Raw genomic sequence first — 19966 nt, forward strand, 5'->3', positions numbered from 1 at the left:
TCCGGGGACGTTCGGCCCATCCCGGCGGGTGCGCTCAGGGGCCAGGCTGATCGCACGGCCCGAGTGAGGGAGCGGAAAGATGGCTGTGTCCCCGCGGATCGTGGTCGTCGGCGTCGGGAACGCCTTCCGCCGCGACGACGGTGTGGGCTGGGCCGTGCTGGCCAGCCTCCGGCAGCGCCCGCCGGACCGTCCGCTGCCGCCCGGCACCGTCCTGGAGACGAGCGACGGCGAGCCGGCGCGGCTGCTCGGGCTGTGGGAGAACGCGGGCCTCGCGGTCGTCGTCGACGCCGCGCACGCCGAGCCCTGCCATCCCGGGCGTGTGCACCGGCTGGCCCTGGACGACACCCGGCTGCCACACGCCGGGACGACCAGCTCGCACGGCCTGGGCCTGGGCGAGGCCGTCGAGCTCTCCCGCGTACTGGACCGGCTGCCCCGGCGCCTGGTGGTGTACGCCGTGGAGGGCGCCGACCACACGCAGGGCACCGGCCTGTCGGCCCCGGTCGCGGCGCAGGTTGAGCCGCTGGCGGACCGTGTGGCGGCGGAGATCGCGCGGTACCGGGCACACACGGCCACCGCCGGGCGTGAGGACGTGCCATGAGCGAGCGGATCACCCGGCGGGTGCAGGTCTTCGGACGGGTGCAGGGCGTGGGCTTCAGGCCCTACGTCCACCGGAGAGCGACCGCGCTCGGTCTGGACGGCTGGGTGCGCAACGTCGACGGCCATGTCGAACTGGTCGCCTCCGGCCGCCCGGCCGCGTTGCGCGACCTGGTCACGAGCCTGCGCAAGCACCCGCCGCCGCTGTCGGCGGTCCGCCGCGTCGAGGTCACCCGGGCTCCCGGTGACGCCGCCGGTCCGCACGACGGCTTCCTCGTACGGCCCAGCGGTACGGAACCCTCCGCCGCGCCCCGCGAGATCCCGCCGGACGCGGCCATCTGCGCGGCCTGCCTGCGCGAACTGTTCGACCCGGCGGACCGCCGCCACCGCCATCCCTTCATCAACTGCACCGACTGCGGGCCCCGCGCCACCGTTGTCGAGGCCCTCCCCTACGACCGCGAGCGCACCACGATGCGCCACTTCGCCCTGTGCCCCGCGTGCCGGGCCGAGTACACCGACCCCACGGACCGGCGCTACCACGCCGAACCCCTCGCCTGCCCGGCCTGCGGGCCCCGGCTCGCCTGGCACGAGGCGCGGGCGCGGACCCGGGGTGACGGCCCGGCGGAGCGGGAGGTCGTGGGCGAGGAGGCGCTGCGGGCGGCCGTGGCGGTCGTCGCGTCGGGTGGGATCGTCGCGGTGAAGGGGCTCGGGGGCTACCAGGTGGTGTGCGACGCCACCGACCCCGCGGCGGTGGCCGAGTTGCGCCGCCGCAAGCGCCGGCCGGCCAAGCCGTTCGCGGTCATGGTGCGCGATCTCGCCGACGCACGGCGGCTCGCGCGCGTCAGCCGCACCGAGGAGGCGGTGCTCGTCTCGCCGCAGCGGCCCGTGGTGCTGCTCGCCGCCCGTACGCCGCGCCGGACGTCTCCCCGGCCGGCGCGCCGGGCGGCCGGCGCCGCCGTCCCGTCTGCGCCGGCCCCCCTGGGTCCGCTGCCGACGCCGCGCGACACCGCCCGAAGCTCACCGGACCACCCGCGCACCGACCGCGGACCGGTCCCCCCGGACCAACCGGGCGCCGACCCCGCCCGCGCCGCCATCCCTCCGGACCAACCCCGCACCAACCCCGCCCGTACCGCCGCCGTCCCCCCGGACGACCCGGTCACCGACCCCGCCCTCGCGCCGTCGGTCCACCCGGGCACCGACCGCGTCGGGCTCTTCCTGCCGACCACCGGGCTGCATCACCTGCTGCTGCGCGAGCTGGGGCGGCCGTTGGTGGTCACCAGCGGGAACCTGTCCGGTGAGCCCATCGCCACCGACGACGCCGAGGCGCACAGCAGGCTCTCGGGGGTCGTCGACGGGTTCCTGAGCCATGACCGGCCGATCCGCGCCCGCTACGACGACTCGGTCGTCCAGGTGGTACGGCGCACCCCGCTGATGCTGCGCCGCGCCCGGGGCTACGCGCCCGCACCCCTCGCGCTCCCGGCTCCCGCCGCTCTCCCCCTGGTGGGGGCCGGGGCTCAGCTCAAACACACGGTCACTCTCGCCGAGCGCGGCCGGGCTCATCTCGGGCCGCACACCGGGGACCTGGCCGACGCGACGACGTACGAGGCGTTCGAGGCGGCGTACGCGGATCTGGCGCGGCTGACCGGGATCGAGCCCGCGGCCGTCGCGCACGACCTGCACCCGGGGTACCTGTCCACGCAGTGGGCGCGCGGGCTGCCCGTCACGCGCCGGATCGCCGTGCAGCACCATCACGCGCACGTCGCCGCGGTCGCCGCCGAGCACCGGCTGACCGGGCCCTTCGTCGGCGTGGCCTACGACGGCCTGGGGCTGGGCGACGACGGCACCCTGTGGGGCGGCGAGATCCTGGTGGCCGACCTGACCGGCTACCGCCGGGTGGGCCGCTTCGCGCGGGCCCCGCTGCCCGGCGGGGAGGCCGCGGTCCGGCACCCGGCCCGGATGGCGCTCGGCTACCTGTTCGGAGCGGAGCCGCTGGGCGGGCCGCGGCCCGGCCCCGGGCCGGCCCTGCCCTTCACCGGCCGTCTGCCGGCACGCGAGGTGCGCGCGGTCCGGGCCATGGTGGAGCGGTCCGTCAACTGCCCGCAGGCCTCCAGCGCGGGCCGGTTGTTCGACGCCGTGGCGAGCCTGCTCGGCCTCGGGGACACGGTGTCCTACGAGGGTCAGGCGGCCCTCGCCCTTGAGAGCGCGGCCGGTGACCTGCGGGTGCCCGCGCTGCCCTGGCGGCTGACCCGGGCGGGGAGCCTGTGGGTGTACGACCCCTCGCCCACGCTCGCCGCCCTGCTCGAAGGGCTCGCCGCCGGCACCCCGGTGGCGCGGTCGGCCGCCGCCTTCCACGCCACCGTCGCCGAGGTCACCGACGCGCTGGTGGGGCGGGTCGTCGCCGCCGGCGGTCCGCGCACGGTGTGTCTGGGCGGCGGCTGCTTCCAGAACCGGCGCCTGCTGGCCGACGTGAGCCGGCTGCTGCGCGCCCGGGGGCTGCGGGTCCTGACCGGACACGCGGTCCCGGTCAACGACGGCGGCATCAGCTACGGGCAGGCGGCGGTGGCCTCCGCCCTGCTGTCCCGGGAGGAGTGAACGCGATGTGCCTGGGCATCCCCGGCCGGATCAGCGAGGTCCGCGAGGAGGCGGGCGTACGGATGGGCACGGTCGACTTCGGCGGTGTACGCCGCGAGGTGTGCCTCGCCTACACCCCTGGTGCGGACGTCGGCACGTACGTCGTCGTGCACGTCGGCTTCGCCATCACCGAGGTCGACGAGGCGGAGGCGGAGCGCACCCTCGACGTGCTGCGGGCCATGGCGGACGCGGTGCGGGGCGAGCTGGGCGAGCCGCTGCCGGACCGCGCGGAGGGGCGGTGAGGGCCGCTCGGGCCCGGCTCCGGGACCGCTCGGCCCCTGTGGTCCAGGAACCGTCGCCAGCACGCTGAACCCCATCGCCCGGAGGGAGAGCGTGAGATGACCGACAATCAGCAATCGCCGGTGCATGCCCTGTTGACCGACGGCACCACGGTCCGCATACGGCGGGCGGGCCCCGGCGACCACGACGAGGTGCTGCGCCTGTACGAGGAGATGTCCGACGACAATCTCAGGCTGCGGTTCTTCTCCGTCAGCCGTGCCTCCGCCGGGCAGGCCGCCGACCGGGTGGCCGGCCCGCCGCGCCCCGGCTACCGCGCCCTGGCCGCCGAGCACGCCGGCCGGCTGGTGGGACTGGCCGAGTACGAGGCCGAGCCGCACGGCACCGCGGCCGAGGTCGCGCTGGCCGTCGCCGACGACTGGCACCACCGCGGGGTGGCCACGCTGCTGCTCGAACACCTCGCGGACGCCGCCCGCACGGCGGGCGTCACCACGTTCACCGCCGACGCGCTGGCGGAGAACCACGACGTGCTCAAGGTCTTCCACGACCTCGGGTTGCGCGTCACCCGCCGCTACGACGGCCCCGAGGTGCACTGCGTGGTCGAACTCACCGAGGACGAGGACTATTTGCGGGCCGTGGACACCCGTGGCCGGCTCGCCGACGTGGTCAGCCTGCGGCCGCTGCTGCGGCCCCGGTCCGTCGCGGTGATCGGCGCGGGCCGCAGGCCGGGGTCGGTCGGGCGCGCAGTCCTGCGGAACATCCGCACCGGGTCCTTCACCGGGCGGCTGTTCGCCGTGCACCCCGAGGCGGTCTCGGTCGCCGGGGTGCGGGCGTTCCCGTCCGTCGCCGAGTTGCCGCAGGTGCCCGAACTCGCCGTCGTCGCCGTCCCCGCCGCCGCCGTGCCCGAGGTGGCCGAGGAGTGCGGGAAGGCCGGCGTGGGCGCCCTGCTGGTCGTCACGGCCGGTCTCGACGCCCACCAGGCGGGCGTCCTGACCGGCGCGTGCCGCCGCTACGGGATGCGGCTGGTGGGCCCCAACTGCCTGGGGCTGGCCAACACCGAGGACGCGGTCCGCCTGGACGCCACCTTCGCCGCCCGGCATCCGGGGCCCGGCACGGCCGGTGTCGCCGTGCAGTCCGGCGGGGTGGGCATCGCCCTGCTCGACGGGCTGGCCCGGCTGGGCATCGGCGTGTCGAGCTTCGTCTCGCTGGGCGACAAGTACGACGTCAGCGGCAACGACATGCTGCAGTGGTGGGAGGGCGACCAGCACACCGACCTGGCGCTGCTCCACCTGGAGTCCTTCGGCAACCCGCGTGCCTTCTCCCGTACCGCCCGCCGGGTGGCCCGAACGATGCCTGTGCTGACCGTGGACGCGGGCCGCTCCGAGGCCGGGCGCCGGGCCGCGGCCTCGCACACGGCGGCGGCCGCCACCCGCACGATGACCCGGCAGGCGCTGTTCACCCAGGCCGGGGTCACGGCCACCCGGACGATCGGCGAACTCATCGACGCGGCGGCCCTGTTGCACTCCCAGCCGCTGCCGACGGGCACGAAGGTCGCCGTGGTCACCAACGCGGGCGGGGCGGGCGTGCTCGCCGCCGACGCGTGCGCGGACGCGGGGCTCGTGGTGCCGCCGCTGGCCGCCGGCCTGGTGGACGAGCTCCTCGCCCTGCTGCCCGAGGGAGCCACCGCCACCAACCCGGTGGACGCCACCGCGGCAGTCGGCGAGGAGCAGCTGCGCGCCTGTGTGCGGCGGCTGGCCCGGCACGGTGCGGTCGACGCCGTCCTGGTGGTGCTCGTGCCGACGGCGATCGCCTCGGCGACCGGCGAGGACCTGGTCCGGGCGCTGACCGGCGAACCCGGCCCGCGGCCCCGGCCGGTCGCCGCGGTCCTGCCCGCGCAGGCGGCCCGGGTCGAGCTGCTCGACGCGCACGGCGGAGGCAGGGTGCCCGCCTACTGCGATGCGGAGGACGCCGCCCGCGCCCTGGCACACGCCGCAGCCCGTGCCCACTGGCTGGCCCAACTGCCCGGTTCCGTGGCGGAACTGACGGACGTGGACAGCGATCGGGCGAGGGCGCTCGTCGCGACCTTCCTGGCCGCCGAACCCGAGGGCGGCTGGCTCGACCCGCGGGCCACCGCCGAACTCCTCGGCTGCTACGGCATCCCGCAGATCGAGTGGGCCTGGGCCCGCGACGAGGACGAGGCGGTCGCGGCCGCCGGGCGGCTGGCCGGCCCCGACGGACGTGTCGTGCTGAAGGCGCACTGGCCCGGCCTGCTGCACAAGAGCGAGCAGCACGCCCTCCATCTCGATCTGCAGAACGCCTCCCAGGTCAGGGCCGCCCACCGGGACCTGGTCACCCGGTTCGGCGACCGGCTCACCGGCGTGGTGGTCCAGCCCCTCGCCGAGCGCGGCACGGAGCTGTTCGCCGGTGTGGTGCAGGACGAGGTGTTCGGACCGCTGGTGGTCTTCGGGCTCGGCGGCACGGCGACCGAGCTGCTCGCCGACCACGCGGGCCGGCTCGCCCCGCTCACCGACCGCGATGTGCGCGAACTGATCACCTCACCGCGCTGCTCCCCGCTGCTCTTCGGCTACGCCGGCACCCCGGCCGTCGACCTGGAGGGCCTGGAGCAGCTGCTGCACCGCCTGTCCCGGATGGCCTGCGACCTGCCACAGCTCGCCGAGGCCGACCTGAACCCGGTGCTGGCCGGACCGCACGGGGTCACCGCGCTCGACGTCCGGGTGCGGCTGGTGCCGCGGCACCCCCACGACCCGTATCTGCGCCGGCTGCGCTGACCCGGACCACGACGGGCCGGGGAACCGATGGAAACCGAGCGAACCGAGCGAGGAGGACCAGCAATGAAGGCCACGAGGATCGGCGCCGTGATGACGTGCGACGTCGTCACCGCCGACCGCGACACGCCGTTCAAGGAAGTGGTACGCAGGCTCGAGGACCACCACGTCAGCGGGATGCCGGTGATCGACCAGGACCGCCGGGTCCTCGGTGTGGTCTCCGAGACGGACCTCATGCTCCGCCAGGCCCGCCCGCCCCGGCCGGACCGGGCCCGGGACGGCTGGAGCGGCCGGCTGCACGGGCTGGGCCACCGGGTGCGCCGGGGTCCGGGCGGCGGCCGGGCGGGCACGGCCGGCCAGGTGATGTCGGCGCCCGCGGTCACCGTGCGCGCCGGCGCCACCGTCTCCCAGGCCGCCCGGCTGATGGCCGGGCACCGGATCGAGCGACTGCCCGTGGTGGACGAGGAGAACCGGCTGCTGGGCATCGTCACTCGCCGCGACCTGCTGCGGGTCTTCCTGCGCACGGACGACGAGATCCGGCGGGAGGTGCAGCGGGAGGTGCTCGTGAACACGCTGTGGCTGACCCCGCGGATCGTCGACACCACGGTCGAGGACGGCGTGGTCACGCTCACCGGGGAGCTGGAGCGGCGCAGTGACATCCCCGTCGCGCTCGGCATGACGAGCAGGCTGGACGGTGTCGTGGACGTCGTCGACCACCTGACGTACCGGCTCGACGACTCGCGCCTGAAGCCGGCCGAACAGGCCCTGCACGGCGTGGCCGACGACTGGCTGCGCGGGCTGTGAACGGACGTCCGGATCAGTCCGGATCAGTCCGGACCAATCCGGACCAACGAGAAGCAGCACTCAGCCGCGAGGCGGCTCCCCTCGGATCGGGTCGGGACCGAGGGGAACCGCCTCGCGGTTCGCCGTACCGGCGCATCCGTGCACCGGCGCATCCGTGCACCGGCGCATCCGTGCACCGGCGCATCCGTGCACCGCCGTATCTCCGTACGGTCGCACGGCTGACTGTGCACCCGTGTGCGGATGCCCTCAGCAGCCGACGGAGGTGCGGCTGTGGTGCCCGGCCCGCTCCGGCCGGTGCGCGGACCGGCCCGGCGGCCGGTGCGCGCGACGGCCGAGCAGCCGGACGGCGAGCGCGTCCAGGGCGGCGGTGAGGGCGAACGTCACGCCCATGGCCGCGAACAGCAGGAGCGCGAACCGCTCCCAGAACTCCGGTGTGAGACTCGTACCCACTGTCATCGCTCCCCTCGGTTCGCCGTCGTTCGGCTCACTTCCAGCGAACTGCGCGGCGCGGGGCGGCGCTTGAGCCGAACGGTCCGGCTCGAGGCCGTGAACGGCCCTTGCCTGACGGCCGAGTGCCCGATCAGGGGTGCGGGACGACGGCGACGGGACAGTGGACGTGGTGCAGGACGGCGTGCGTGACGGGGCCGATGTGGGGACCGGGTCCGGCGCGACCGGTGCCGGTCCGGCGCCCCACGACGACGAGACCGGCGCCGGTGGCGGCCCGGACCAGTTCCGCGCCCGCGCGTCCTTCGACGACCGTCTCGGTCACGGAGACGTCCGGGTGCTTCCCGCGCCAGGGACGCAGGGCCGCTACGAGGGCCTCTTCCTCTGCCGCGGGCCCACCCGGACCGGGGACCGGGCCCGACGGGGCCTTGAAGACGTGGACGACACGCAGGTCGGCCGCGCGCCGCCGGGCGGCGTCGAAGGCGAACTCGAGGAGTTCGTCGCAGGGCTGACTGAGGTCGAGACCGAGGACGACCGCGCGGAAGGGGATCTCGGGAATCTCCTCCGGGGCGACACCGTCCACCGCGGGCAGGTGCTCGTCGGCGGTGCTCTGCCCCGCCCGCACCAGCACCACCGGGCGTGTGCACCGGCCCACCACCCGCTGGGACACAGAGCCGGTCACGAAGCCGGCCAGGCCGCCGAGGCCGAGCGAGCCCAGCACCAGCAGCTCCGCCTCCTCCGCCGCCGTGAGCAGCGCGGGGACCGGCGCCTCGCACACCGTGCGGGCTGAGATGCCCAGCACGGGATGGGCGGCGCGAACACTGTCCACCGCCTCCTTCAGCAGCTGCTCGGCCCACTGGTGCTCGGTACTGCCCAGCGGGACGTACGGCGCCGGACGCGGGTGACTGCGCCAGGCGTGCACGAGACTCAGCGCGACCCCACGGCGCAGGGCCTCCTGCGCCGCCCAGTGGGCGGCCGCGAGGCTTTCCGGCGTTCCGTCGACCCCTGCCGCGACATTCCGAAGCATGACGTGCCTTCCGCAATCCGACCCGATGGACCCTCCTGCCCATCCAGCCTGCCCACCGCCACCCCATGGGCCCAAGGGCCGCGCGGCCCACTCGGGGGCCCCTTGGGCCCTGGAGCCCGTCGGGCGGCGGACGGCGGACCGGCGGATGCGGGCCGGGCGGGGGCGGGCAGAGGTACCGGCGGTCGGCGGATGCGGCCCCTGAGGACCTCGGCCGTCCGGCCATCCGGCCCGGGCCGGGCCGGGGCGGGCAGAGGTACCGGCGGTCGGCGGATGCGGCCCCTGAGGACCTCGGCCGTCCGGCCATCCGGCCCGGGCCGCACGGGCCCCGGAGGGGACCATCGGCGCCTGGATCGGCGCCCCGGCCGGGACGACAGTGGGATCAGGGAGTGGCACCGATCCCCCGCGGTGTCGCTCCCGTCCTTGCGCCGCCCCGCATGTGCGGCGGCACCCGACAGTGGAGGCTCATCGCCATGACCCGACAGAACGCCGGTACCGAGACCAAGGCCGCCGCCAAGGCACCGGCCAGGAGCAGGGTCACCGCCACGACACCCCCGGAGACCGAGGACACCGCCACGACACCCGCGGAGACCGAGGACACCGCCGCGACCCGCCCCGGGACCGGGGCCGCCACCGCGACACCGCCCGAGGCCGGGACCACCGCCACGACACCCCCGGAGACCGAGGCCGACCCCGCGACACCCCCGGAGACCGAGGCCGGCGCCACGACACGCCCCGGCACCGGGGCCGCCGTCGAGGCGCCCACCGACATCGTGATCGCCGTGGACCGGCTGGTGGCGGACGGTCTCAAGGCGCTCGCGGACTACGAGGGGCTGACCCAGGAGCAGGTGGACCACATCGTCAAGAAGGCCTCGGTCGCCGCCCTGGACCGGCACACCGCGCTGGCGCGCCTGGCGGTCGAGGAGACCGGGCGGGGGGTCTTCGAGGACAAGGCCGCCAAGAACATGTTCGCCTGCGAGCACGTCACGCACAGCATGGGTCCGATGAAGACCGTCGGCGTCATCGCCCGCGACGACATCGAGGACATGGTCGAGATCGCCGAGCCGGTGGGTGTGGTGTGCGCGGTGACACCGGTGACCAACCCGACCTCCACCACCATCTTCAAGGCCCTGATGGCGCTGAAGACCCGCAACCCCGTCGTCTTCGCCTTCCACCCCTCCGCCCAGCGCTGCAGCGCCGAGGCGGCCCGCATCGTGCGCGACGCCGCCGTGGCCGCGGGGGCGCCGGAGCACTGCGTCCAGTGGATCGAGTCCCCGTCCGTCGAGGCCACCCGCACGCTGATGCACCATCCGGGCGTCTCACTGATCCTGGCCACCGGCGGCAACGCCATGGTCAGGGCCGCCTACTCGGCGGGCAAGCCGGCTCTCGGCGTGGGCGCCGGGAACGTCCCGGCCTACGTCCACCACAGCGCCAGGCTGCGCCGGGCCGTCAACGACCTGGTGCTGTCCAAGTCGTTCGACAACGGCATGATCTGTGCCTCCGAGCAGGCCGTCATCCTCGACACCGGGATCTACGACGAGGCGCTGGCCGAGTTCCGCGCGCTGCACGCCCACGTGGCCACGCCCGAGGAGAAGGCCAAGCTGGAGGCCTTCCTCTTCCCCGCCGCCGGCGGCGCGGACGGCGCCTGCGAGCCCCGCGTCAACTCCGCCGCCGTCGGGCGCTCTCCGGCCTGGATCGCCGGGCAGGCCGGGTTCGCCGTGCCGGAGGACACCTCGATCATCCTGGTGGAGGCCGAACGGGTCGGTCCGGACGAGCCGCTGACCCGGGAGAAGCTCTGCCCCGTCCTGGCCGTGCTGCGCGCCGAGGACGAGCGGCGGGGCTTCGACCTGGCCGCCGACATGGTCGCCTTCCACGGCCAGGGCCACAGTGCCGTCATCCACACCGAGGATCCCGCGCTCGCGGAGGCATACGGCAGGCGCATGAAGACGGTCCGGATCATCGTCAACGCCCCCTCCTCGCAGGGCGCGATCGGCGGCATCTACAACAGCCTGCTGCCGTCGCTGACCCTGGGCTGCGGCTCCTGGGGCAGCACCTCGGTGTCCAACAACGTCTCCGCCGCCCAGCTGCTGAACGTCAAGCGGGTGGGCGTGCGCCGCAACAACCTGCAGTGGTTCAAGGTGCCGCCCAAGATCTACTTCGAGCCGCAGTCCATCCGCTACCTGGCTTCCATGCCGGACGTCCACCGCGTCACGATCGTCACCGACGCCACCATGACCCGGCTCGGCTTCGTGGACCGGGTCACCCGCGTCCTGCAGCGCCGGCGCGAGCCGGTGACCGTGCAGGTGATCGACAATGTGGAGCCGGAGCCGAGCATCGACTCGGTGCGGCGCGGGGCGCGCCTGATGGGCGACTTCCGCCCGGACACGATCATCGCCCTCGGCGGCGGCTCGCCCATGGACGCCGCCAAGGTGATGTGGTTGCTGTACGAGCGCCAGGCCGCGGGTGAGGACGTCGACTTCGCCGACATGCGGCAGAAGTTCTCCGACATCCGCAAGCGTGCGTTCCGCTTCCCGACCCTGGGCAAGGTGGCCCGCCTGGTGTGCGTCCCCACCACGTCCGGCACCGGTGCGGAGGTCACCCCGTTCGCCGTCATCTCCGACCCGGCGACCGGCAAGAAGTACCCACTGGCCGACTACGCGCTCACCCCGAGCGTGGCCATCGTCGACCCGCTGCTGACCACCGCCCTGCCCCCGGCCCTGGCCGCCGACAGCGGTTTCGACGCCCTGACCCACGCCATCGAGTCGTACGTGTCCGTCTACGCCAACGACTTCACCGACGGCCTCGCCCTGCACGCCATCCGGCTGATCTTCGGCAACATCGAGGCCGCGGTGAACGACCGTGCCGGGCGGCCGGAGGCCCGGGAGAAGATGCACAACGCCGGCACCATCGCGGGCATGGCCTTCGGCAACGCCTTCCTCGGCATCGTCCACGCCATGTCGCACACCCTCGGCGCCACGTTCCACGTCGCGCACGGCCGCACCAACGCGATCCTGCTGCCGCACGTGATCCGCTACAACGGCACCGTGCCCACGAAGCTCACCGGTTGGCCCAAGTACGAGAACTACCGCGCACCCGAACGCTTCCAGGAGATCGCCCACGCGCTCGGCCTGCCCGCCGCCACCCCGCAGGAGGGCGTGGAGTCCCTCGCCCGCGCCGTGGAGGAGCTGCGGGACGCCGTCGGTATCGAGCCGGCGTTCCAGGCCCTCGGCATCGACGAGCAGGCCTTCCTCCGGGCGCTCCCCCAGCAGGCGCTCAACGCCTACGAGGACCAGTGCGCGCCGGCCAATCCCCGGATGCCCATGCTGGCCGACATGGAACGGCTGATGCGCGCGGCCTACTTCGGCTAGGGGCCGCCCCGGCGAGCCGTACCAGGGCCGCTTTGGGGCCGAACGGCCCTGGTACCGCGGCAGCCGGTGTGGTGTGCTGGATGTGACGGGAAGGACCCCTGAAGGACGCGGGGAAGCGGCACCACCGGCCGCGCACCGCGCAATCCGGATCCGCGAGAAGCGGGTGGTCCTTCCCGTCCACGCATGGCCCCGGACGGGAGCGGAACCCGGCCCTCGCCGCCCGCCCCCGCACGCCGGAGCCGGTTCCCGGTGCCCGCCGCCCGCACTGGGGCCGAAGGACCCCCGGCCGGGGACCGGGCGGCCCGTGGCGGCGCGGCCCGCCCTGGCAGAGGCTGAAGGCAGCAGCCCCCATGCCTTGCGGAGGGGAACGATGACAGACAGCCGCACGACCGCCGTGCTGGACCGGACCGGTCTGGACGCCCTGATCAAGGCGCTGGGCGCGCAGGGACGCACGGTCGTCGGACCGACCGTGCGGGACGGCGCCGTCGTCCTCGCCGAGCTGACGTCGGCCGACGAGCTGCCCTTCGGCTGGGGCACCGAGGTGGAGGCGGGCCGCTACCGCCTGGTGCGCCGGGCGGACGGCGCCGCCTTCGCGCACAGCGCCGGCCCGCAGTCCTGGAAGACGTTCCTGCACCCGCAGCGGGAGAAGCTGTGGAGCGTCGACCGCACGGCGGACGGGGAGCTGTCGGTGACCGGGGAGCGACCCGCGCCGCCGTCCTACGCCTTCCTGGGGGTACGGCCCTGCGACCTGCGGGCCATCGCGGTCCAGGACCGGGTGCTGACCGGCGGCCGCTACCAGGACGACGGCTACCGCGAACGGCGTACGGGGGCCTTCCTGATCGCCGCCGAGTGCACCGAGCCCGGCGCCACCTGCTTCTGCGTCTCCATGGGCGGCGGTCCGGCCGCCGACGCCGGCTTCGACCTGGCGCTGACGGAGCTCGTGGACGCGTCCGGGCACCGCTTCCTGGTCCGGGCCGGCAGCGCGGCCGGGGACGAGCTCCTCTCCCGGATCCCGCACCGCCCGGCCGACCCCGGGACGGAGGGCGCGGCCCGGGAGGCGGTGGACGCCGCCCGGGACCGTATGGGCCGGGCCATGCCGCCGGTGGACCTGCGCACCCTGATGGGTGAGTCCCTGACGGCCGACCGCTGGGACGACGTGGCCGCCCGCTGTCTGACCTGCGGCAACTGCACCATGGTGTGCCCCACCTGCTTCTGCACCACCACGGAGGAGGTCACCGACCTCACCGGCGACCACGCCGAGCGGTGGCAGCGCTGGGACTCCTGCTTCGACCTGGACTTCTCCCATCTGCCCGGCGGCCCGGTCCGGGCCTCGCCCCGCAGCCGCTACCGCCAGTGGCTCACCCACAAGCTCTCCACCTGGTACGAGCAGTTCGGCAGCTCCGGCTGTGTGGGCTGCGGACGCTGCATCACGTGGTGCCCGGTCGGAATCGACATCACCGAGGAAGCCGCGGCACTGCACGACGAACTCGCCGACCGGTTGCGGCGGCAGGAACGAAAGGAGCAGGTGCGATGACCTCCACCACCACTCTGACCGCGGCCCTGCCGGCCGAACACCGGGACCGGCTGATGTCCCTCGCCCACGAGGTCTCCTTCGACGTGGGCACCCGTCTGTTCGAGGAGGGCCGGCACGCCGACCGGTTCTGGATCATCAAGACCGGGACCGTCGCCCTCGACCTGCACGTCCCCGGCCGGCGCGCCGCGGTCATCGAGTCGCTGGGCCACGGCGAACTGGTCGGCTGGTCCTGGCACTTCCCGCCGTACGTCTGGCAGCTGGGCGCCGAGGCCATGAGTCCGGTGCGGGCCCACGAGTTCGACGCCGGGGCGGTGCGGGAGCTGTGCGAGCGGGATCCGGAATTCGGCCGCGCGATCGCCGTCTGGGTCGGACGGGTGGTCGCGCACCGGCTGCACTCGGCCCGGATCCGCCTGCTGGACCTGTACGCCCCCTACGGCAGCGGAGGCAGGTGATGAGCGAGCTCCCGGTGCCCTACCGGGTCCTCCGGACCCGCCGTGAGACGGCCGACTCGGTCAGTCTCACGCTCGCTCCGGCGGGCCCGGGAGCTCTCGCGCCCTTCGCTCCCGGTCAGTTCGCCATGGTGTACGCCTTCGGGGTCGGGGAGATCCCCGTCTCGGTGTCCCGCGTGGACGGCCCGGAGGTGACCCACACGATCCGCTCGGTCGGAGCGGTGTCGGCGGCGCTGTGCGCGCTGGGCCCCGGCGCCCAGGTGGGGCTGCGCGGCCCTTTCGGTACCGGCTGGGACCTCGACCGGGCGGCGGGCCGCGACCTGCTGGTCATCGCGGGCGGGATCGGTCTCGCCCCACTGCGGCCGGTGGTCCTGGCCGCACTGGCCGCACCGCACGCCTACGGCCGGCTGAACCTCCTGGTGGGCGCGCGGACCCCCGGCGACCTCCTCTACGCCCACCGGCTCCGCGCCTGGACGGCCTCCCCCGGACCGCCGCACTGCCAGGTCACCGTGGACCGTCCCGGGCCGGGCTGGCGGGGCCGCGTGGGAGTGGTCACCACGCTGCTGAACGGCGTACGGTTCGAGCCCCGCAACACCGCGGCCTTCGTCTGCGGCCCGGAGGTGATGATCCGCGCCACCGCCCGCGACCTGCTGCACCGTGGGCTGCCGGCGCACCGGGTCGGCGTCTCGCTGGAGCGGAACATGCGCTGCGCCACCGGGGCGTGCGGCCACTGCCAGCTGGGCGGCGTGCTGCTGTGCCGCGACGGACCGGTGATCGCCTGGGACCGGGCCGAATCCCTGCTCGCCGTGAGGGAGTTGTGAGATGACCGCGCCCGCGCCGGCATCGGCGCCCACGCTCGCGGTGTTCAAGCTGGCCTCCTGCGACGGCTGCCAGCTCACCCTGCTGGACTGCGAGGACGAACTCCTCGCGCTGGCGGGGAAGGTACGCATCGCCCACTTCCTGGAGGCGTCCGGCGCGGTGACACCGGGGCCGTACGACCTGACCCTGGTCGAGGGGTCGGTCACCACGCCCGAGGACGCCGCGCGGGTGCGGGAGATCCGCGCCCAGTCCCGCTCCCTGGTCACCATCGGGGCGTGCGCCACCGCCGGGGGCATCCAGGCGCTGCGGAACTTCGCCGACGTGGAGGAGTTCACGCGGACCGTCTACGCCCGCCCCGACTACATTTCGACCCTCGCCACCTCGACCCCCGTGTCGGCCCATGTGGACGTCGACTTCGAACTGCGCGGCTGCCCCATCGACCGGCGTCAGCTCCTCGAGGTGATCACCGCCTTCCTGGCCGGCCGCAGGCCCGACGTCCCGGACCACAGCGTGTGTTTCGAGTGCAAGCGCCGCGGCACGGTATGCGTCACCGTGGCCCACGGCACGCCCTGCCTCGGCCCGGTCACGCACGCCGGATGCGGGGCGATCTGCCCGGCGTACGGCCGCGGCTGCTACGGCTGCTTCGGACCGTCGGGGTCGGTGAACCTGCCCGCGATGATCCCGCTGCTGCGCAGCGACGGCATGGACGACCGCGCAGTGGAGCGGTTCCTGCACACCTTCAACGCCACCGCGTTCGAACGGGAGCTGGCGGGAGCGGACGGTTCGCCGCATCGGCCCGAGGAGGAGACGTGACCCATCAAGGCTCCCGTGTGCTGCGCGTCGGCTCGCTCGCCCGGGTCGAGGGCGAGGGATCCCTGCACCTGAGGGTGGCCGGCACTCGGGTCGAGGAGGCGCGGCTGCGGATCTACGAGCCGCCCCGCTTCTTCGAGGCGTTCCTGCGCGGCCGCGCCTACACCGAGCCGCCCGACATCACCGCCCGGGTCTGCGGGATCTGCCCGGTGGCGTACCAGATGAGTGCCTGCCGGGCGATCGAGGACGCCTGCGGGATCACGGTCGACGAGCCGATCCGCGCCCTGCGCCGGCTGCTGTACTGCGGCGAGTGGATCGAGAGCCACGCGCTGCACGTCTACCTGCTGCACGCGCCCGACTTCCTCGGCTGCGACAGCGCCGTCGACCTCGCCCGCACCGAACGCGCCGCCGTCGAACGCGGGTTGCGTCTGAAGCAGGCCGGCAACGCGATCCTCGAACTCCTCGGGGGCCGCGCCATCCACCCCGTCAACGTCCGCCTCGGCGGCTTCCACCGGGCCCCGGCACCGGCCGAACTGCGGCCGCTCGCCGAGCGGTTGCGGCGGGCCGCGGACGACGCCTGGGAGACCGTGCACTGGGTGGCGGGCTTCGACTTCCCCGAGGCCACGGTCGACGCCGACCTGCTGGCCCTGGCCGCGCCGGACACGTACGCGATCGAGGACGGCACCCCGACCGTGCTGCGCACCGACGGCACGGTGGCCTCCTTCCCGGTACGGGACTTTCCCGGCCACGTCCGCGAGGAGCAGGTGCCGCACTCCACGGCGCTGCACGCACGGCTCGACGGGCGGCGCCATCTCACCGGACCACTGGCCCGGTTCGCGGTCGGCGGCCGCCACCTGTCGCCCACCGCGCTCGAGGCGGCCCGTGCCGCCGGGCTGGGCGACCCCGGGGCGGGCGCCGTGTGCCGCAACCCGTACCGCTCGGTCCTCGTGCGGGCGGTGGAGGTGGTGTACGCCGTCGACGAGGCACTGCGGCTCGTCGACGGCTACGAGCCGCCGTCCCGCCCCCACCTCGACGTACCCCCGGTGGCGGGCACCGGCCACGGCGCCACGGAGGCGCCGCGTGGCCTGCTCTACCACCGCTACCGGCTGGACGGCGAGGGCACGGTGACCGACGCCTGTCTGGTGCCGCCCACCGCGCAGAACCAGGGCGCCATCGAGGACGACCTGGTCCGTACCGCCGAGGCGGCCCTCGCCCGGCAGGACGTGGACGACGCGGAGCTGACACGGCTGTGCGAGCGGGCCATCCGCAACCACGACCCGTGCATCTCCTGCTCCACCCACTTCCTGGACCTCACCGTCGACCGCACCTGACCCATCGAGGAGGAGACCGTGCACGGCAGCCCGCACATCGTGAGCGACGTCATGACGCACACCGTCGTGGCCGTGGGGCGCGACGCCCCGTTCAAGGACATCGTCAACCTGATGGGTCAGTGGAAGGTGAGCGCCCTTCCCGTGCTGGAGGGCGAGGGCCGGGTGATCGGCGTCGTCTCCGAGGCCGATCTGCTGCCCAAGGAGGAGTTCCGCGACAGCGATCCGGACCGGTTCACCCAGCTGCGCCGGCTGTCCGACCTGGCCAAGGCGGGCGGGCTGACCGCCGGGGAGCTGATGAGCACCCCGGCCGTCACCGTCCACAGCGACGCCACCCTCGCCGAGGCGGCACGCATCATGGCCCAGCGCCGGGTCAAGCGGCTACCGGTCGTCAACGACGAGGGAATGCTGGAGGGCGTGGTCAGCCGCGGGGACCTGCTGAAGGTGTTCCTGCGCAGCGACGACGACATCGCCGAGGAGGTCCGCCGGGAGGTCGTCTCCTACCTCTTCCCCGCCCCGCTCGAGCCCATCCACGTCAGGGTCTCCGACGGCGTGGTCACCCTCACCGGCCGCATCCGGGACACCTCGCTGGTCCCCGTCGCCGCCCGCCTGGTGCGCGCCATCGAGGGCGTGGTCGACGTCGACTGCCGTCTGGCGAGCGGCTCGGCGCTGAGCGAACCCCTGTGAAGTACCTGGACGAGTACCGCGATCCGGCCCTGGCCCGGCGGCTGCTGGACGAACTGGGCCGCGTCGCGACCAGGCCCTGGCGGATCATGGAGGTCTGCGGCGGTCAGACCCACACCCTGGTCCGCCAGGGCATCGACGAACTGCTGCCCGCGGGCATCCGCATGATCCACGGCCCCGGCTGCCCGGTGTGCGTCACCCCGCTGGAGACGCTGGACCGGGCGATGGCCGTCGCCGCCCGGCCCGAGGTGATCCTCACCAGCTTCGGCGACATGCTGCGGGTGCCCGGCACGGACACCGACCTGCTGTCGCTGCGGGCCCGGGGCGCGGACGTCCGGGTCGTCTACACGCCGATGGACGCGGTCCGTCTCGCCCGGGAGCGTCCCGACCGGGAGGTGGTCTTCCTCGCGGTCGGGTTCGAGACGACCGCCCCGGCGAACGCCATGGCCGTGCTGCAGGCCGCCCGGCTGGGGCTGACGAACTTCTCCGTGCTGGTCAGCCATGTTCTGGTGCCGCCCGCGATGACCGCGCTGCTCGACGACCCCGACTGCGAGGTGCAGGCCTTCCTCGCGGCCGGGCACGTGTGCGCGGTGATGGGCTGGCGCGAGTACGAGCCGATCGCCGCCCGGCACCGGGTGCCGATCGTCGTCACCGGCTTCGAGCCGCTCGATCTGCTGGAGGGCATCCTGATGGTGGTGCGCCAGCTGGAGGACGGCCGCGCCGAGGTGGAGAACCAGTACGTGCGGGCCGTGCGCCGCGCGGGCAACACCCGGGCCCAGGACGCCGTGCGCACGGTGTTCCGCGTCACCGACCGCGCCTGGCGCGGCATCGGCGCGCTGCCGGCCAGCGGTCTCGAACTGACCCCGGAGTACGCCCGCTTCGACGCCGCCCGCCGTTTCGCGGTCGATGGGCTGCGCCCCGCCGAGGACCCCGAGTGCATCGCCGGGGCGGTGCTCACCGGCGCCCGGCTGCCCACCGACTGCTCCGCCTACGGCACCCGGTGCACCCCACGTCATCCGCTCGGCGCCCCGATGGTCTCCGCCGAGGGGACCTGCGCCGCCTTCCACGCCGCCGGCCGCACGAAGGCCACCGAGGACACCGAGCCCGCCGAGGACACGAAGGAAGCGCCCCTGCCATGACCGCCGTATGCCCCACTCCCCGGCACGAGGACGAGGTCGTCCTGCTCGGCCACGGCGCCGGGGGCCGGCTGACCGCCGAGCTCCTGGACGCGCTGGTGCTGCCCGCCCTCGACGGGCAGAGCGGCCCGCTGGAGGACGCGGCGCTGCTGCCCGGCCATCCCGACTTCGTGGTGAGCACGGACAGTTTCGTGGTCAGCCCGCTGTTCTTCCCCGGCGGGGACATCGGCTCCCTCGCGGTGCACGGCACGGTCAACGACCTGGCGATGCGCGGCGCGTGGCCGCTCGCCCTGTCCATGGCCCTGATCGTCGAGGAGGGGCTGCCGCTGGCCGAACTGCGCGCGGTGGTCGAATCGTTGGGCCGGGCGGCCCGGGACGCGGGGGTGCCCGTGGTCACCGGGGACACCAAGGTCGTGGGCCGGGGCGCGGTGGACAAGGTGTTCGTCAACACCACGGGGGTGGGGCAGCGGCACCCGGCGCTGCGTCCGTCCGCGGCGCTCGCCCGGCCCGGCGACGCCGTACTGCTGTCCGCGCCGATCGGACTGCACGGCACCACGGTGCTCTCCACCCGCGAGGGGCTGGGCTTCGAGAGCGACATCGCCTCGGACAGCCGCCCCCTGCACCGGCTCGTCCTCGCCCTGGCACCGCTCGGCGCTCAGATCCACGCGCTGCGCGACCCGACACGGGGCGGGCTCGCCGCCGCCCTCAACGAGATCGCGCGGGACTCCCGGGTCGCCGTCGAGATCGAGGAAGCCGCGATCCCGGTGCCGGAGGCGGTCGCCTCCGCCTGCGACCTGCTCGGCCTGGACCCGCTCGTCGTCGCCAACGAGGGCTGCCTGGTCGCCTTCGTCGCGCCCGCGGCGGCGGAGGAAGCGCTGACCACCCTCCACGCGCTGCCCGAAGGCCGGGACGCGGTCCGCATCGGCGAAGTCCTCACGGGCGGCCCGCCCGGCCGGGTGACACTGCGCACGCTGGTCGGCGCCCGGCGAGTGGTCGACATGCCACTGGGCGAGCAACTCCCCCGCATCTGCTGACGCCCGGCAGCTGGGCCGGACGGGGGCCGGGGAACCGTCTGCGCGGACCGTACCGAGGGCCGACCGGTCTGCCGGGACCGTAGCGGGGCCGGCCCGTCTGCGCAGGACCAGGGCCGTCTGCGGGACCGTGACGGGGGCCGGGCCGTCTGCGCGGGACCGGGCCGATGGCCGGGGCGCAGCCCGTCTGCCGGGACCGCACCAGGGACCGGGGCGCAGCCCGTCTGCCGGGACCGCACCAGGGACCGGGGCGCAGCCCGTTCACCGGGACCGGGCCGGGGATGGGC

16 protein-coding genes are annotated in these 19966 nt (G+C 74.7%); 14 read left to right on the forward strand and 2 right to left on the reverse strand.

The features are described from left to right. The first annotated feature begins 79 nt into the window (after positions 1–79). The 5 genes from ACH4UM_RS07565 to ACH4UM_RS07585 all read left to right on the forward strand — a co-directional run bounded on the left by ACH4UM_RS07565 (position 80) and on the right by ACH4UM_RS07585 (position 7052). Positions 80–598, forward strand: coding sequence for a hydrogenase maturation protease (locus tag ACH4UM_RS07565; RefSeq protein ID WP_398175096.1), 519 nt, complete (start codon positions 80–82; stop codon positions 596–598). Continuing rightward, positions 595–3186: a Sua5/YciO/YrdC/YwlC family protein gene (locus tag ACH4UM_RS07570; RefSeq protein WP_398175098.1), complete on the forward strand. Its 2592-nt coding sequence runs from the start codon at positions 595–597 to the stop codon at positions 3184–3186. Before ACH4UM_RS07565 ends, ACH4UM_RS07570 begins: the two co-directional genes overlap by 4 nt. A gap of 5 nt (positions 3187–3191) precedes the next feature. Next, on the forward strand, positions 3192–3467 hold the full coding sequence (locus tag ACH4UM_RS07575; RefSeq protein ID WP_398175100.1) for a HypC/HybG/HupF family hydrogenase formation chaperone: 276 nt from the start codon (positions 3192–3194) through the stop codon (positions 3465–3467). Positions 3468–3563: 96 nt separating this feature from the next. Beyond that, positions 3564–6251, forward strand: a complete 2688-nt coding sequence (locus tag ACH4UM_RS07580; protein WP_398175102.1) for a GNAT family N-acetyltransferase — start codon at positions 3564–3566, stop codon at positions 6249–6251. A gap of 63 nt (positions 6252–6314) precedes the next feature. Further along, positions 6315–7052 carry a CBS domain-containing protein gene (locus ACH4UM_RS07585; RefSeq protein ID WP_398175104.1) on the forward strand — a complete coding sequence of 246 codons (738 nt, stop codon included), beginning with the start codon at positions 6315–6317 and terminating at the stop codon, positions 7050–7052. Positions 7053–7298: 246 nt separating this feature from the next. Here the strand turns inward: ACH4UM_RS07585 and ACH4UM_RS07590 are convergent, their stop codons facing one another. Together ACH4UM_RS07590 and ACH4UM_RS07595 are read right to left on the reverse strand one after the other, a co-directional pair. Beyond that, a complete protein-coding gene (locus ACH4UM_RS07590; RefSeq protein WP_398175106.1) occupies positions 7299–7508 on the reverse strand; it encodes a hypothetical protein in 210 nt (69 codons plus the stop codon). Between the two features lie 124 nt (positions 7509–7632). Beyond that, a complete protein-coding gene (locus ACH4UM_RS07595; RefSeq protein ID WP_398175108.1) occupies positions 7633–8523 on the reverse strand; it encodes a universal stress protein in 891 nt (296 codons plus the stop codon). A 470-nt stretch (positions 8524–8993) separates the two neighbouring features. Between ACH4UM_RS07595 and adhE the strand changes: the two genes are divergently transcribed. From adhE to hypE, 9 genes are all read left to right on the forward strand, one after another. Beyond that, complete coding sequence (gene adhE, locus ACH4UM_RS07600) at positions 8994–11888, forward strand: bifunctional acetaldehyde-CoA/alcohol dehydrogenase (RefSeq protein WP_398175110.1); 2895 nt, start codon at positions 8994–8996, stop codon at positions 11886–11888. A gap of 370 nt (positions 11889–12258) precedes the next feature. Beyond that, positions 12259–13422, forward strand: a complete 1164-nt coding sequence (locus ACH4UM_RS07605) for a 4Fe-4S dicluster domain-containing protein (protein ID WP_398175112.1) — start codon at positions 12259–12261, stop codon at positions 13420–13422. Beyond that, positions 13419–13874 carry a Crp/Fnr family transcriptional regulator gene (locus tag ACH4UM_RS07610; protein WP_398175114.1) on the forward strand — a complete coding sequence of 152 codons (456 nt, stop codon included), beginning with the start codon at positions 13419–13421 and terminating at the stop codon, positions 13872–13874. Before ACH4UM_RS07605 ends, ACH4UM_RS07610 begins: the two co-directional genes overlap by 4 nt. Beyond that, positions 13874–14692, forward strand: coding sequence for an FAD/NAD(P)-binding protein (locus ACH4UM_RS07615; protein ID WP_398175116.1), 819 nt, complete (start codon positions 13874–13876; stop codon positions 14690–14692). Before ACH4UM_RS07610 ends, ACH4UM_RS07615 begins: the two co-directional genes overlap by 1 nt. 1 nt (position 14693) lies before the next feature. Further along, entirely contained in the window at positions 14694–15503 is an 810-nt protein-coding gene (locus ACH4UM_RS07620; protein ID WP_398175117.1) for an oxidoreductase, read from the forward strand. Then, positions 15500–16831, forward strand: coding sequence for a Ni/Fe hydrogenase subunit alpha (locus ACH4UM_RS07625; RefSeq protein ID WP_398175119.1), 1332 nt, complete (start codon positions 15500–15502; stop codon positions 16829–16831). Before ACH4UM_RS07620 ends, ACH4UM_RS07625 begins: the two co-directional genes overlap by 4 nt. Before the next feature lie 18 nt (positions 16832–16849). Then, the gene (locus ACH4UM_RS07630; RefSeq protein WP_398175121.1) at positions 16850–17515 is read left to right on the forward strand and encodes a CBS domain-containing protein; all 666 of its coding nucleotides are present in this window, start codon (positions 16850–16852) and stop codon (positions 17513–17515) included. Next, the gene (hypD, locus tag ACH4UM_RS07635) at positions 17512–18651 is read left to right on the forward strand and encodes a hydrogenase formation protein HypD (protein WP_398175123.1); all 1140 of its coding nucleotides are present in this window, start codon (positions 17512–17514) and stop codon (positions 18649–18651) included. Before ACH4UM_RS07630 ends, hypD begins: the two co-directional genes overlap by 4 nt. Then, on the forward strand, positions 18648–19682 hold the full coding sequence (gene hypE / locus ACH4UM_RS07640) for a hydrogenase expression/formation protein HypE (RefSeq protein WP_398175124.1): 1035 nt from the start codon (positions 18648–18650) through the stop codon (positions 19680–19682). Before hypD ends, hypE begins: the two co-directional genes overlap by 4 nt. Positions 19683–19966 lie beyond the last annotated feature (284 nt).

Source organism: Streptomyces sp. NPDC020801 (assembly GCF_044334385.1).
In the GTDB taxonomy this organism is placed as follows: domain Bacteria; phylum Actinomycetota; class Actinomycetes; order Streptomycetales; family Streptomycetaceae; genus Streptomyces.